A 13498-nucleotide genomic window follows, 5' to 3' on the forward strand; every position below is an offset into this window, starting at 1 on the left:
GCCCTGTTCCTCGGCTCCCCCGCCGTCCTCGGACTGCTCCGGTCCGGGCCCGATGCCGCTCAGGGGCGGGAGAACGTGCGGGTGTTCGCCGAAGCAGGAGGTGGCGCGAACACGCGACTCCATTCAGGAAACAGCTGTTACCCTTACTCCATGCGTGGTCCCCGCCTGCCTCCCCTGTGGCTCCTCCCCCTCGTACTGGCCGCGTTCGCGGTCCAGACGGACGACTTCGTGATCATCGGCGTACTCCCGGCGATCGCCTCCGCGGTGACCGTCTCGGAGACCGCCGCCGGACAGCTCGTCACCGTCTACTCCCTCGTCTACGCCCTCACCGCTCCCCTGTGGGCGGTCCTGTTCGCCCGGGTCCCTCGACGGCGAGCGCTCCTCGGGGCGTTGGCGGTCTTCGCGGCGGCCAACGTCGCCGTGCCACTGGTGAACGGCTACCCGGCGCTGATGGCCCTGCGTGTGATCGCGGCACTCGCGGCCGCGGTGGTCCTGCCCACCTCCCTGGCCCTGGCGGGCACCCTCGCCCCACCGGAGCGCAGGGGCCGCCACCTGGCCGCCGTCATGACCGGCCTGACCGGCGCGGTACTGCTCGGCGTCCCCCTCGGGACGTGGATCGGAGCCCTGTGGGGTTGGGAGGCCACCTTCGTGTTCTGCGGGTTCCTGGGCCTGACCGCGCTGGTCCTGGCCTCCCGCACCCTGCCCTCGGTGGTCGTCGAGGAGGATGACCGGACGCTGACCGACCTGGTGCGACCCCTCGTCGACCGGACCGTGGCGGTCGTCCTCGCCGTCACCGTCCTGACCGTGGCCGGGAACCTCGCCTTCCAGACCTACGTCGCGGTGGTGCTGTCCGGACTCTCCGGCGTCACCCCCGTAGTGCTCGGCGTACTGCTGGTGTGCTCCGGGGTCGGCGGGCTGCTGGGGGCTCAGGCCTCCGGGTACCTGGTGGACCGGATCGGGGCCCTGCGCACTCTGCGGTGCTCCGTGGTGCTCTTCGCTCTCACCATGTCCGCGCTCGCCCTGCTGTGGCTGGCCCGCCCGGCTCCGCTGTGGGCGGTGACGCCCCTGCTCGTGGCCTGGTCCGCCGCGGCCTGGGCCGTGCCGCCGAGCCTCCAGACGCTCATGCTCGACCGTGCGGGCACGCACGCGGCCTCGCAGGCGATGGCTGTGCACAGCGGATCGGTCTATGTGGGAGCCGCTCTGGGCGGCGTCCTCGGCGGCGCGGCGGTCGCCGCGAGCCCCGGCCTGGTCCCGGTGGTGGCGGCGACGGCCGCGGGGGTGGGACTGCTGCTCAGCTCCGCGTTCACCCGCTCCCCGGACCGCGTTGTCCACAGGCGCTAGGGGCACCCCTTGCGGGGTTGCGTCCCATCGTCATACGTTTTGCCTGATCCATCGGGCTGGGCTGAACCAGGAGAGACATGAAGATCCTTGTCGTGGGTGCGGGAGCTGTCGGCGGCTACTTCGGCGGGCGGCTCGTCCAGGCCGGTCGTGACGTCGACTTCCTGGTCCGCCCCGCCCGCGCCGCGCTCCTGAGGGAGCACGGACTGAACATCCGCTCCGTGGACGGCCACACCGAGAACATCCCCGTCCGTCCGGTGACCAGGGACGAGCTCACCGACGACTACGACCTCGTCCTGCTCTCGGTGAAGTCCTACGGGCTCGAGGGCGCCGTCGAGGACCTGGCGCCGGCGGTGGGCCCCCGGACGGTGGTGGTCCCCTTCCTCAACGGCATGCGTCACCTGGACGTCCTGGTCGAGCGCTTCGGCCCTGACCGGGTGTACGGCGGGGTGTGCATGGTGATGACCCGCCTGGACGAGGACGGCGGCATCGTGGAGGTGGGGGAGCTGGGCGAGCTCGTCTACGGCCCGCTCTCCGACTCCCCCGTGGTGGACCTGGACCGGGTCCACACGGCCCTGGAAGAGGCCGGGTACACCGCGCGACCCACCAAGGACATCCGCCAGGAGATGTGGGACAAGTGGGTCTTCCTGGGCAGCCTGGGCGCCGTCACCTGCCTCATGCGGGCCCCCATCGGCAGGGTCAACCGCGCCCCGGGCGGTTCCGAGTTCAGCGCGGGGATGTTCGCGGAGGCCATCACCGTGGCGACCGCCGCGGGGTACCCGCCCAGCGACCGGATCAGAGGGTTCGCCGACAAGGTGATCTCCGACACCGAACGCGACACCTCCACGTCCATGTACTGGGACCTGACCCACGACAACCCGGTGGAGGGCGACCACATCGTCGGTGACCTCGTCGCCAGAGGCCGCGAACTCGGAGTGCCCACCCCGCTGTTCTCCCTGGCCCACACGCACCTGAGCGTCTACTCGGCCGGGCGGGGTTGACGGGACGGCCGCCGGGGGGCGTCTCCGGCGGCCGATCCCGGTCAGCCCTTCAGCGCGCCCGCCATGAGGCCGCGCATGAAGTACCGCCCCAATACCAGGTAGATGAGGAGCGTCGGCAGTGAGGCGAGCACCGCCGCCGCCATCTGCTGGTTGTAGGGCACCACCATGGACCCGGCCACGTTGTTCAGCTGCACCGTCACCGGCCAGCTGTTGGGCCCGGTCAGGAACACCGCGAAGAGGAAGTCGTTCCACGCGGAGGTGAACTGCCAGATCAGTGTGACCGCGAACGCCGGTGCCGACACCGGCAGTACCACGTGGGCGTACGTGCGCAGCAGACCCGCGCCGTCCACCCGCGCCGCCTCGATGAGGGACCCCGGGATGCTCGCGTAGTAGTTGCGGAAGATGAGCGTGCAGATCGGGATGCCGTACACCGTGTGCGCCAGGATGAGCGGGAACAGCCCGCCCATGAGCCCGGCGCTCACCAGCATCTGCTGGAGGGGGATCATCACCGCCTGGTAGGGGATGAACATCCCGAACAGGAACAGCGTGAACACCGTGTCGGCGCCGGGGAAGCGCCAGCGCGCCAGCACGTAGCCGTTCATCGAGCCGAGCACGGCCGAGATGACCGCGCTCGGCACCGCCATCAGCACGCTGTTCCACAGCCCCGGGGCCAGCGACGACCAGGCGGTCGACCACCCCTCCAGACTCCAGTTGCGCGGCAGCAGCCAGGCCTGGGCCGCGGTGGCCTCGTCGAAGGGTTTGAACCCGGTCACCGCCAGCACGTACATCGGCAGCAGGAACAGGGCCGCCAGCACGAACAGGACGGTGAACTTGACCGCCTGCCCGCGCCGCGTGGTCCCGGAGGCGCCGCCGCCGGGGGCGACCACCCGTTCGGGTGCGCTCTGGGTCATCGGCCCTCGCTCCGTTCCTTGCGCACGGTCCACACCAGGTAGGGGATGACGAACACCGCCACCGCGAACAGCAGGTAGGACGCGATCGTGGCTCCCTTGGCCGGGTCGCGGACCTCGAAGACCATCGCCCACATGTACACGGCGGGGACGTCGGCGACGATCTGTTGGCCCGCCACCGCGATGATCAGGTCGAACACCTTCAACGACATGTGTCCCAGGATGATGACGGCGCTGAGGACGACCGGGCGCAGCTGCGGCATGACCACCCGCCAGTACACGCCCCACTCCGAGCACCCGTCCACGCGGGCCGCCTCGCGCAGCTCCTCGGGCACCCCGCGGAACCCGGCCAGGAACAGCGCCATGACGTACCCCGCCAGTTGCCAGACGGCGGGCAGCGCCATCGCCGCCATGCCGAAGTCGGGCGCGGTCCACCAGTCGTTGACGAGGAAGTCCAGGTTGAGGTGGACGAACAGGGCGTTGAGTCCGGTGGCGCGCTCGGCGGGCGCCGGGTTCATCAGCCACCGCCACACGACTCCGGTGGCGATGAAGGAGACGGCCATCGGGGCGAGGAAGAGGGTGCGGAACACCGCCTCGCCTCGGATGCCCTTGTCCAGCAGCAGGCCCAGGAGCCAGCCCAGGAACAGCGCGCCGCCGACGAACACCACGGTGAACACGACCGCGTTGCTCACGGCGGCGGGCCAGCGGGCCTCCTGCCACAGCTGCACGAAGTTGGTCAGCCCCACAAAGGAGCCGTCCTGGATCGGGGCGTGCTTGTCGCTCAGGGCCAGGTGGGTGTTCCAGCCGATCATGCCGTAGACGAACACGCCGATGAGCAGGATCGACGGGGAGACCATCAGCAGGCCCGGGAACCACGTGCGGGCCCTGGTCAGTGCCCGTCGGAAGCGTGTCGGGTGCGCGCGGGGTCCCGTCACGGGACGTTTCGGGTGGCCGGGGCCGCCGTTCGCGGCGGCCCCGGGTTCTGTGGACGCGCTCATTCGGACTGGGCGGCCTCGTGCAGGGCCGCGTTGAGTGCTTCCAGGTCCCCGCTCTGGAGGTAGAGGCCCACGGCGGTGTCGATGTCGTTCTTCCACCGGTTTCCCACGGTGACCCCGTGCCAGAACGATCCCGCCAGCTGCGGTCCGGCCTGCCACTCGGCGAGCGCGGACTCCAGGTAGGGACTGTCCGCGTAGTTGGCCGGGTCGGCGTCAGAGCGGGCCGGGATGGAGCCCTTCAGGGGGTTGAACAGGTCCTGGCCCTCCTGGCTGGCGACCAGTTCGAGCCAGGAGTAGGCGTTCTCCTCGTTGGGGGCGCCCGCCGGAAGGGTGAAGCTGTCCGACAGCCACATGTACGTGCCGTCCGTTCCGGGTGAGGGAGCCCAGTCGTAGTCCTCCCCGGGGAGCGCTCCCAGTTCGTCGAAGTACCCGGCCGCCCAGTCGCCCATCACGTTGAAGGCGGCCTCGCCCTCGGACACCCGGCGCGACGCCTCCTGCCAGTCCTCGGCGGCGGACTCCTCCTGCGTGTGGGACATGATGGTCTCGAAGGTCTCCAGCGCCTCGGCCACCTCCGGGGTGTCCCAGTCGGCGCCCGGCTCCCACAGGGCGTTGTAGGCGTCGGTGCCGAGTGAGCCCAGCAGCACCGACTCCAGCAGGTGGTCGACGGTCCACTGGGCGCCCACCGCCATGGGGATCGCGTCGGTCTCGGCGTCCACGGCCTCCAACGCGTCGACCAGCTCGTCCAGGGTCTCCGGTGGCCCGTCCACCCCGGCTTCCTCCAACAGCGAGGGGTTGAACCACATCACGTTGGAGCGGTGGATGTTCACCGGGACCGAGTAGACGCTGTCCTCGTAGGAGATCTGCTCGACCAGCTGGTCGGGGTAGGCCTCGCGCAGCCCCTGTTCGTCGAAGAAGTCGTCCAGCGGGGCCAGGTAGCCCGCCTCGATGTAGTCCTGGAGGGAGGCCCCCGCGTGCCCCTGGAAGGAGTCCGGCGGGTCCTGGCTCTGGAGCCGTCCCTCCAGCACGGCCTGGGCGTTGGTGCCCGATCCCCCGGCTACGGCGGCGTTGACGAACTCGATCCCCTCGTTCTGCTCCTCGAAGCGTTCGATGAGCGCGTTCAGGCCGGCCTCCTCACCGCCGCCGGTCCACCAGGAGAAGACCTCGACCTGGTCTCCGGCCCCGCCTCCGCCGCCGCATGCCGTGGCCAGGAGTGTGAGCCCGAGCCCTGAGGCCGCGATCGACCACCGCCGTGAACGCATACGCATCCCTCTCCGGGCGGCCGCCCCCGTCCACGGTGACGCACCGCCCCACGTGTCACAAGTCACCGAAAATCCGATTTCGCCATCCTTCGCAACCCCGGCGAGGTAGGTCAAGGGCGGGGCGGATCACGAATCGGAGACGCACCCGCGGTGACGGGACACGCCGAAGCGACACCGCGCGCGGGATTCGTCGCGGCCCTCACGTGACCTGTGGTGTTCCGCCCGCCCGGCCCCGAAGCCGCCGGGCGTCCCGCACGGCACGCCACAGCGGTTGGCACAATCACGGCATGTCAGTCCTCGACCGAGCCGCCCTGCGACGCCTGGCGCTCCTCCCCTCGGCCTGTCTCCTCCTGTCCTCCTGCGCGCCCGACGGCGGCGCGGTGGGCGCCGTGGCCACCGGTCACTTCTCCGCACGCCACCAGTTCCCGGTGGTCCTGGTGTCCTGGTGCGGGGAGAGTCCGCCCGCGCGGATCGAACTCGCCTCGGAGGACCATGGGTGGCGGCTGAACGCCACCCGTGAGTTCGAGGGCGACCGCCTGGAGGTGGACCTGGGAGCCCCCGGTGAGGACTGGACCATCACCGACCTGGACGGGGACCCGGCCTACCGGGTGGTGCCGGACTCCCCGGAGACCGAGTACACCCTGGGGGTGACCTCCGCCGCCGCGCTGGAGGAGGAGGCCGAGCACGACATCGCCACACTGGGCTTCGACACCGAACTCCTGGCCGCCGACGACGGCGTGTACCTGGGCACGCACACCAGCGGCGAGGGGGCGCTCGTGGGCACCGACGAGTTCCCGCCCGAGTGCTGAGTCAGTGCGCGGCGGGAAGGTGGCGTCGCCAGGACAGGGCGAAGGCCAGGGCGCACAGCAGCGCGAGTCCCGTTCCGACCGCGAACATGGCCGGGTAGTCGAACCATCCGGTCAGCGCCGCCAGGGCGGCGGGGACGAAGAACCCCAGGTAGGCCAGCGAGTAGTAGACGGCGGTCAGCCCGGCCAGACGGTCGGGTCCCGCGATGCGCTGGACCTCCTGGAGGCCGGACACCAACAGCAGACCGTAGGCGGCGCCCAGCACCGCCGCCGCCACCAGCGCGGCCGGGATCGTGAGGGCGGCCGAGGCCCACACCGCCAAGGCCATGCCGACGGCGGCGGTTCCCAGGGCGACGAGGACGGCGCGTGAGGAGTGCGGGCTGTCCACGCGTTTGGCCACCTGCTGGCTGAGGACCCCGCTGGCCAGCGCCACCATGCACAGCAGCCCGGAGAAGCCGACCTCGTAGCCGGGCACCCGGTGGGCGAGCAGGTTGGGCAGGATCGCGTAGGCGGTGGCGGACGTTCCGAAGACCCACGGCGCCATGGGCACGACCACCAGCAGGAACCGGCGGTGCAGCGCTGCCGGGACCCGCAGGTCGTCCAGGAGCCCGCCGGGCACCGTCCCCCGCCCGTGGGTCTCCGGAACCCGCAGCAGGGCCACCGCGAGCAGCACGGTGATCACGATGTTGACCGCGTAGGGCAGGACGGCGGACATCGGCGCGAACTGGGCGATGGCGGCCGCGACGACCGCGCCGAGCAGGAATCCGAGGGTGAGCGCGAGCGAGGCGCGCACCGCCCCGGACCCGGCCGTGGCGCCGGTGTCGTGGGGCGGCTGGGACAGCTCCTTCACCCAGCTGGTGCCCACCGCCATGACCAGGCCGAGTGCCAGACCGGAGAACACGCGCCCGGCGAACAGCAGGGCGACCGAGTCCGGCCCCAGAGCCAGCAGCCCGCTGCCGATCACGCACAGGACCGGCGCCGGGAAAAGCAGGGGGCGGCGTCCGTGGCGGTCGGAGAGCGGCCCGCCCACAAGGAGGGCGGGCACGATCCCCAGGACGTAGGCGCCGAGCAGGACGTTGACGACCTGCACGCTCATACCGCTCTCCAGGCGGTACATGACCAGGAGCGGGGTGAACTCGTTGCCGCCCCACGCGACGGCGAAGAGGGTGCCGCAGACGGCGAGCCAACCCGGTAGGGCTCGGCGCCGCCCGGCTCCGGTCCGTGCGTGCGGGCTTGGTCTGTGGGCCTCGATCGTGGCCATGGCTGCTGCTGCTTCCTCGGGGTTCGGGTTCAGGGAACGGGGGGCGGGGGCGGGACGGGTGTCACACGGTGGAGCCGTGGATGTCGCTCAGGTGCTCGGCGGTGGCCCGGGCGTAGCCCTCGGCGTCGCCCTCCTCGATGAGCCGGGCCAGCCCGGCGTGCTGTGCGAGGACGCGTTCGGCGCGGGTGGTGTCGTCGCTGATCGACTGCGTGGTCATGCGCCGGTGGCGGTCCTGGAGGAGCTGGTGGAAGCCCTGGAGGATCGAGTTGCCGCCTGCGGCCACCACCTCACGGTGGAACTCGACGTCGGCCCGGGTGAAGGCGGCGAGGTCGTCCTGCTCCCAGGCGCGCCGTTGCTCCTCGGTCACCTCGCGCAGGCGCCGGACCAGCCGCTCGGAGCCGCCCGCCGAGGCGCACACGGTGCGGACCGCCGCGGACTCGATGATCTGGCGCGCCTGGAGGACCTCGCGGAACTCGTGCGGCGGGACCGGGCGCACCATGGCCCCGCGTTTGGGGTACAGCCGCATCCATCCCTCGGCCTGGAGCTGGAGGAAGGCCTCTCGCACGGGGGTGCGGCTCATGCCCAGTTCGGCGGCGACGCGGCCCTCGCTGAGCATGCTGCCGTCCTCGAACTCCCCGTCGAGGATGCGGTTCCGCAGGACGGCGTAGGCCCGTCCGGCCGCCGATTCCGGCTCCGTGGCCGCTCCCACCACCGGTTCTCCTCCGCCGACACCGCTCGCGCTCACTGGACCTCCCGGGGGGTTGGATACAACATAGATACTAGTTGTGTACCAGCCTCCCTGAGCCGGTGTTCCCTGTTCGAAGCATCACAGGAGGCGCTTCCCACCGACGCCTCGTCGCCCCGAGAGCGGAGTCACGCACCACCGACACAAAGGAAAGGAGAGGGCGTCCGCCCGAGCGAACGCCCCTCTCACACTGCGACCGGCGGGATCAGCCCTGCCAGCTGCGCCAGAGTCTCGCGTAGCGGCCGCCGTCGGCGACGAGCTGGTCGTGGGTGCCCTCCTCCACGATCCGGCCCTGGTCCATGACGACGACGCGGTCGGCGGTCTGCGCCTGGGTGAGGCGGTGCGCGACCACCAGGGTGGTCCGGCCCTTGGTGGCGGCGACCGCCGCGTTCTCCAGACGGCGCGCGCCCGAGCTCCCCGCCTCGGCGGTGGCCTCGTCGAGCACCGCCAGGTCCGGGTCGGCGAGGACGAGGCGCGCGAGGGCCAGGTGCTGGGCCTGCTCGGCGGTGAGCGCGTGCCCGCCCTCACCGACGACCGTCTCCAGCCCCTCGGGCAGGGCGCGCACCCATTCCAGGGCGCCGACGGCCTCCAGGGCGCTCTCCACCTCGGCGGGGGCGGCCTCGGCGCGCGCCAGGCGCAGGTCGTCCAGGAGGGTCCCGGCGAACACGTGGGTCTCCTGGCTCACCAGGAAGACGTGCTCGCGCACGCGTGCCTCCCCGAGTTCGTCCAGGGGGACGCCGCCGAGGAACACCGTCCCGGAGGTGGGCGCGCGCAGGCCGCTGACCACGGCGGCCAGGGTCGTCTTGCCCGCCCCGCTGGCACCGACGAGCGCGACCCTCTCGCCCGGGGCGACCCCGAGAGTCACCCCGTCCAGCGCCTTGGGCGCTCCCGGCGCGTAGGCGTGGCTGACCGCGTCCACGCGCAGGGAGGTACCGGCCGGGCCCTCCTCGGGGCGCGGGTCCTCTGCCACGGGCAGATCGATGACCCCGGCCAGCCGGGCCAGGCTCGCCCCGGCCTGTTGGACGTCGTTGAAGTTCATCACCAGGAACCCGATCGGGCCGAAGAGCCGGTGGAAGAACAGGGCGGCGGCGGTGACCATGCCGACGGTGGCGAGGTCGCCGCGCACCAGGAAGAAGCCGACGACCAGGACGGCGCCCAACCCGACGAACTCCGAGCCGTTCATACGCGCACCGAGCCGCGTGAAGAGGTAGAACACGTCGATGGTGAGCCGCATCGCGGTGCGGGAGCGGTCCGCGATGACCTGTTCGTGTTCCTCCTCCAGGCGGTAGGCGCGCACGGTGCCCCGGCCGCGAAGGGCGCCCATGAGCGCGTGCGAGCGCTCCCCCATGGCGATCCGTTCGCGCGCGTAGTAGGGGCCCGACCTCGGCATGTACCAGCGCACCGCCCAGACGTAGAAGGGCAGGGCGGCCAGCCCGGCCAGGCCCAGGCGCCAGTCCAGCGCGGCCATTCCGGCGGTGGTGAGCACGACCATGGCCAGGGCGGTGACGACCTCGGGACCGTTGCGCGCGATGGCGTTGGTGACCACGGCGACGTCGTCGCCGACCCGGGAGAGCAGGTCGCCGATCCGGACCTTCTCCAGCCGGGCGGCGGGCATGTGCAGGACCCGCTCCATCACGCGTTCGCGCAGCCGGGCCAGGACGGTCTCGCCGACCCGGCTGACCTGCCAGGCCCCAAGCCCGACCAGGACGCCCCCGACCAGGGCGGCCCCGGCGATGAGCGCGGCCGACCGCAGGATCACCTCCAGGCCCTCTCCCGCGGAGATGTCGTCGACCATCGAGCCGAGCACCCAGGGGGCGACCAGCCCGGCGGCGCTGCCTCCGAGGACGGTGAGCAGGGCCAGGGCGGTGGCCCAGGGAATGGACCTGAGCCCGTCGCCGAGGACGGCCCAGGTGCGCCGGGCGTCGGCGGTGGGCAGGAGTTCGGGCCCGGCCGCCGCGGGGGCCTCGGGTTCGGTCTCCGGGGGTTCGGGCCTGGTGACGGGTTGCGTGCTCATCGCAGGATCGCCTCGCGGTAGTGGGGGTCGTCCTCGGCCAGTCGTGCGTGGGTGCCCTCGGCGTGCACCCGGCCCTCCCGCAGCACCACCACCCGGTCGGCGCGGGCCAGCAGCGCGGGGCTGCTGGCGATGACCAGGGTGGCGCCGCCGGGTGAGCGCCGTGCGCGCAGGTCGACGGTGCCCTGGGCGATGGCGGCCTCCGTGACCGCGTCGACCGCGGTGGTGGGGTCGTGCAGGACCAGTACGGGCGGGTCCGCGAAGAGGGCGCGGGCCAGGGCGACGCGCTGCCGCTGGCCGCCGGAGAGGTTGGCGGCGCTGTCGGTGACGGGCCGGTCGAGCCCGTCGGGGTGGCCGCTCACCAGGTCCTCGGCGGCGGCCGCCGCCAGTGCGGTGAGCAGGGCGCCGTCCCCGGTGACGGGCTCGGCGGGGGTGGCGCGGTCGTCGCGGGAGGCGCGGCTGACGGCGAGGTTGGAGCGGAGCGTGCCCTCGAACAGGACGCTGCCGTGCTCCTCCACCAGGACGGTGCGGCGCAGCGAGGTGAGGTCGAGTTCGTTGACCGGCTCGCCTCCCACGAGGGTGGTGCCCCCGGCTCCGGCGGCACGGCCGGTCAGGAGGTCGACCAGATCCTCGGCGTCGCGCGGGTCGGTGGCGAGCACCGCGACGAACTCTCCCTGGGCCACGGTCAGGTCCACGCCGTCGAGGTTGCGGTGGGTGACGCCGCGCAGTTCCACGGCGGGCGGGACCTCGGGAAGCGTGTCCGGGAGGAGCCGGTCACCGGGGGCGACGGCGTCGGGGGCGTTGAGCAGGCGCACGAGGCGCTGGGCGGAGGCGCGGGCGACCGCGAACATCTGGCCGACCATGCCCAGCGCCCGGACGGGTTCGGCGAGGAACTGCGCGAGACCGACCACGATGACGAGTTCGCCGATGGTCAGGTGCCCTTGGAGCGCCATCCATCCTGCGACTCCGGCGACGCAGGCCAGGAAGACCGCGCCGGCGGCGGTGACCAGGCCCTTGTAGAGGCCGTTGGTGGCGGCGGCGCCCACCGACGCGGTCAGGGCGACGTCGCTGGCCCGCCGGTAGCGCAGGGAGGCGTTGTGGCGAGCGCCGATACCCATGAGGACCCGCAGGCCGCCGACGAGGTCGGTGGCCATGGCGGTGGCGCGGGCGGCGGTGGCCTGTTTGGCCTCGGTGCGGCGGGTGATGCGGGCGGCGGGCAGACGCAGGAGCAGGAGCATCAGCGGGACGCCGAGCAGGACGCCGAGGCCGAGGGGCAGGTTGATGGTGAGCAGGACGACGGTGGTGACGACGATCGCGGTGACCTGGGCGATCCCCACGGCCCAGGCGCGCACGAACGTGGAGGCCTGTTCGGCGTCGGAGGTGGCCACGGCCAGAACCTCCCCGGAGCGCAGGCCGCTGCGTTCACCACGTGGGTGGAGGACGCGGCGGGCGGACTCCAGGCGCAGCAGGTGGGCCTCGCGTTCGACGGCGTTGAGGGTGAAGCGGGCGCCGGAACGGTAGGCGAGGGCCAGGCAGGTGAAGAGGAGTGCCAGTCCGCCCACGCACCAGAGCAGGGCGGTGGTGTCACCGGTGGAGACGGCGAGGTCGATGGTGACGCCGATCGCCACCGGGACCAGGGCCTCACACACCTGGTGGAGGGAGAGCAGGAGGACGCCGAGGGTCACCCGGCCCCGGTGGCGGCGCAGGGTGCGCGCGCGCAGGGCCTTCGCGGTGGTGGGGACCGGTTCGGCGGCGACCGGGGTGGCGTTGGCGGTGGCCGCGGTCACGGGGAGACTCCGTTCGGGCTGGAGGACGTGGCGGCGAGTGGCCCCTGGGCCGTCAGGGGCGTCTCGGCCGGGGCCTGTTTTCTGGATGCTTCCGCCGGTGGTGGCGGAGCCGCCACCGGCGCGAGCGGCCATTCTCCCCGCTGCGCTGCTACGCGAGATCCGCAACGTGGCACAGCGGGGCCCGGCACTCTCTCGCTGGCCGTGGAGCGACGGCCAGCCCGGGCTGGCCGTCCGAGCTTCGTTTCGGTGAAAGCGAGAGCACCTGGTGGTCGCGAGCGCGGAATGATCCGAAGAACAGGGCCCAGCACAGCGTAGCCATCGGTGACACGACCTCCGACCAGGATGACCCCTTTGTCGCAGATACGGGCATTGCCGACCGCCCATGATATTGGTTAGCCTAACCTCACCACCCGCCGACACTCCTCCGCGAAGGGTCACCCGCTTGCGTATCCAACCCCCGCGTCACCGCCAGATGATCCGTGCCCGGGTCGCGCGCGCCGAGCGGACCACCGACCACTTCATCACCGTGACCGTCAGCGGCCCGGAGCTGGCCGGGTTCGAGTTCCTCGGCCGCGACCAGTGCGTGCGGGTCTTCCTCCGCCGCCCCGGCCAGGAGCGACTGGTCCTGCCGGACGCCGACGACGACGGCTGGTACCCGCAGTACCGCGACATGGGCGACGACACCCGCCCCTACGTCCGCAACTACACCATCCGCCGGTTCGACCCCGAGGCACTGGAACTCGACATCGAGTTCGTGGCGCACGGCGACGGCGGCCCCGCCTCGACCTGGGCGATCTCTGCCAGCGAGGGCGACGAGGTGGGCCTGTTCCCCGAGGGCATCTACTACCTGCCCCCGGCCGAGGCCGACTGGCACCTGCTCGTCGGCGACGAGAGCGCCGTGCCCGCCCTGCTGTCCATCGTCGAGCAGGCCCCGCGCGACCTGCGAGCCAAGGTCTACCTGGAGGTCCCCTCCCCGCAGGACGTGCGACAGCTGGACGTGCCGCCGGGAGTGGAGGTGCACTGGCTGCCGCGCGAGGACGCCCACGCCACTCCGGGGCGCCTGGCCCTGGAGACGGTGAGCGCGGCGGACCTGCCCGAGGGCCGCCCCTACTGCTGGGTGGCCGGGGAGAACGCCCTGCCCACCGGCCTGCGCCGCGCTCTGGTACGCGACCGCGCCGTATCCAAGGACGACATCACCTTCGTGGGCTACTGGCGCGCGGGCGTCGCCGGGGTCGACTGAGCGCTCCCGCTCCGGGGCCGCCGAGAGTGGCCCCGACCGGGTGTTTCACGCCACCCCTCCCCCACTGGTCACACCATCCCCAAGCCACGCTAATCTGGACCATCCCAGCTTAGGCAAGGCTAAGCTCATCTTCGCCAGCGAGGTCCC

At 72.2% G+C, this 13498-nt stretch carries 11 protein-coding genes; 4 read left to right on the forward strand and 7 right to left on the reverse strand.

Going from position 1 to position 13498, the window contains the following annotated elements:
* Positions 1 to 150 precede the first annotated feature (150 nt).
* Positions 151 to 1341 (forward strand): MFS transporter, encoded by a 1191-nt coding sequence (locus BDW27_RS20350; protein WP_110051079.1) that lies wholly within the window; start codon positions 151 to 153, stop codon positions 1339 to 1341.
* A gap of 77 nt (positions 1342 to 1418) precedes the next feature.
* Complete coding sequence (locus BDW27_RS20355; protein ID WP_199560717.1) at positions 1419 to 2339, forward strand: ketopantoate reductase family protein; 921 nt, start codon at positions 1419 to 1421, stop codon at positions 2337 to 2339.
* A 41-nt stretch (positions 2340 to 2380) separates the two neighbouring features.
* On the opposite strand, the gene BDW27_RS20360 is transcribed toward BDW27_RS20355, so the two are convergent.
* From BDW27_RS20360 to BDW27_RS20370, 3 genes are read right to left on the reverse strand one after another with little or no spacing between them, the layout of a single operon-like run.
* A complete protein-coding gene (locus BDW27_RS20360; RefSeq protein ID WP_017547151.1) occupies positions 2381 to 3250 on the reverse strand; it encodes a carbohydrate ABC transporter permease in 870 nt (289 codons plus the stop codon).
* On the reverse strand, positions 3247 to 4245 hold the full coding sequence (locus BDW27_RS20365; RefSeq protein ID WP_017547150.1) for a carbohydrate ABC transporter permease: 999 nt from the start codon (positions 4243 to 4245) through the stop codon (positions 3247 to 3249). Before BDW27_RS20365 ends, BDW27_RS20360 begins: the two co-directional genes overlap by 4 nt.
* The gene (locus BDW27_RS20370) at positions 4242 to 5501 is read right to left on the reverse strand and encodes an ABC transporter substrate-binding protein (RefSeq protein WP_110051081.1); all 1260 of its coding nucleotides are present in this window, start codon (positions 5499 to 5501) and stop codon (positions 4242 to 4244) included. The genes BDW27_RS20365 and BDW27_RS20370 overlap by 4 nt, the downstream gene beginning before the upstream one ends.
* A gap of 287 nt (positions 5502 to 5788) precedes the next feature.
* Here BDW27_RS20370 and BDW27_RS20375 point away from each other — a divergent pair, with 287 nt between their 5' ends.
* Entirely contained in the window at positions 5789 to 6310 is a 522-nt protein-coding gene (locus tag BDW27_RS20375; RefSeq protein ID WP_110051082.1) for a hypothetical protein, read from the forward strand.
* Between the two features lies 1 nt (position 6311).
* Here the strand turns inward: BDW27_RS20375 and BDW27_RS20380 are convergent, their stop codons facing one another.
* From BDW27_RS20380 to BDW27_RS20400, 4 genes are all read right to left on the reverse strand, one after another.
* Positions 6312 to 7568: an MFS transporter gene (locus BDW27_RS20380; protein ID WP_110051084.1), complete on the reverse strand. Its 1257-nt coding sequence runs from the start codon at positions 7566 to 7568 to the stop codon at positions 6312 to 6314.
* 61 nt (positions 7569 to 7629) lie between these two features.
* Entirely contained in the window at positions 7630 to 8313 is a 684-nt protein-coding gene (locus BDW27_RS20385; RefSeq protein ID WP_110051086.1) for a GntR family transcriptional regulator, read from the reverse strand.
* A 205-nt stretch (positions 8314 to 8518) separates the two neighbouring features.
* Positions 8519 to 10327 carry an ABC transporter ATP-binding protein gene (locus BDW27_RS20390; protein ID WP_233515853.1) on the reverse strand — a complete coding sequence of 603 codons (1809 nt, stop codon included), beginning with the start codon at positions 10325 to 10327 and terminating at the stop codon, positions 8519 to 8521.
* A complete protein-coding gene (locus BDW27_RS20400; protein ID WP_233515854.1) occupies positions 10324 to 12111 on the reverse strand; it encodes an ABC transporter ATP-binding protein in 1788 nt (595 codons plus the stop codon). Before BDW27_RS20400 ends, BDW27_RS20390 begins: the two co-directional genes overlap by 4 nt.
* Before the next feature lie 472 nt (positions 12112 to 12583).
* Here BDW27_RS20400 and BDW27_RS20405 point away from each other — a divergent pair, with 472 nt between their 5' ends.
* Entirely contained in the window at positions 12584 to 13351 is a 768-nt protein-coding gene (locus BDW27_RS20405) for a siderophore-interacting protein (RefSeq protein WP_017547143.1), read from the forward strand.
* Positions 13352 to 13498: the final 147 nt, after the last annotated feature.

The organism is Nocardiopsis sp. L17-MgMaSL7 (assembly GCF_003182025.1).
Lineage (GTDB): Bacteria > Actinomycetota > Actinomycetes > Streptosporangiales > Streptosporangiaceae > Nocardiopsis > Nocardiopsis prasina.

What these genes read in the sequence shown, in the direction of transcription:
- BDW27_RS20370 (WP_110051081.1), bottom strand. Translation starts at nt 5,501, where the DNA reads ATGCGTTCACGGCGGTGGTCGATCGCGGCCTCAGGGCTCGGGCTCACA.
- BDW27_RS20375 (WP_110051082.1), top strand. Translation starts at nt 5,789, where the DNA reads ATGTCAGTCCTCGACCGAGCCGCCCTGCGACGCCTGGCGCTCCTCCCC.
- BDW27_RS20355 (WP_199560717.1), top strand. Translation starts at nt 1,419, where the DNA reads ATGAAGATCCTTGTCGTGGGTGCGGGAGCTGTCGGCGGCTACTTCGGC.
- BDW27_RS20380 (WP_110051084.1), bottom strand. Translation starts at nt 7,568, where the DNA reads ATGGCCACGATCGAGGCCCACAGACCAAGCCCGCACGCACGGACCGGA.
- BDW27_RS20350 (WP_110051079.1), top strand. Translation starts at nt 151, where the DNA reads ATGCGTGGTCCCCGCCTGCCTCCCCTGTGGCTCCTCCCCCTCGTACTG.
- BDW27_RS20360 (WP_017547151.1), bottom strand. Translation starts at nt 3,250, where the DNA reads ATGACCCAGAGCGCACCCGAACGGGTGGTCGCCCCCGGCGGCGGCGCC.
- BDW27_RS20365 (WP_017547150.1), bottom strand. Translation starts at nt 4,245, where the DNA reads ATGAGCGCGTCCACAGAACCCGGGGCCGCCGCGAACGGCGGCCCCGGC.
- BDW27_RS20390 (WP_233515853.1), bottom strand. Translation starts at nt 10,327, where the DNA reads ATGAGCACGCAACCCGTCACCAGGCCCGAACCCCCGGAGACCGAACCC.
- BDW27_RS20405 (WP_017547143.1), top strand. Translation starts at nt 12,584, where the DNA reads ATGATCCGTGCCCGGGTCGCGCGCGCCGAGCGGACCACCGACCACTTC.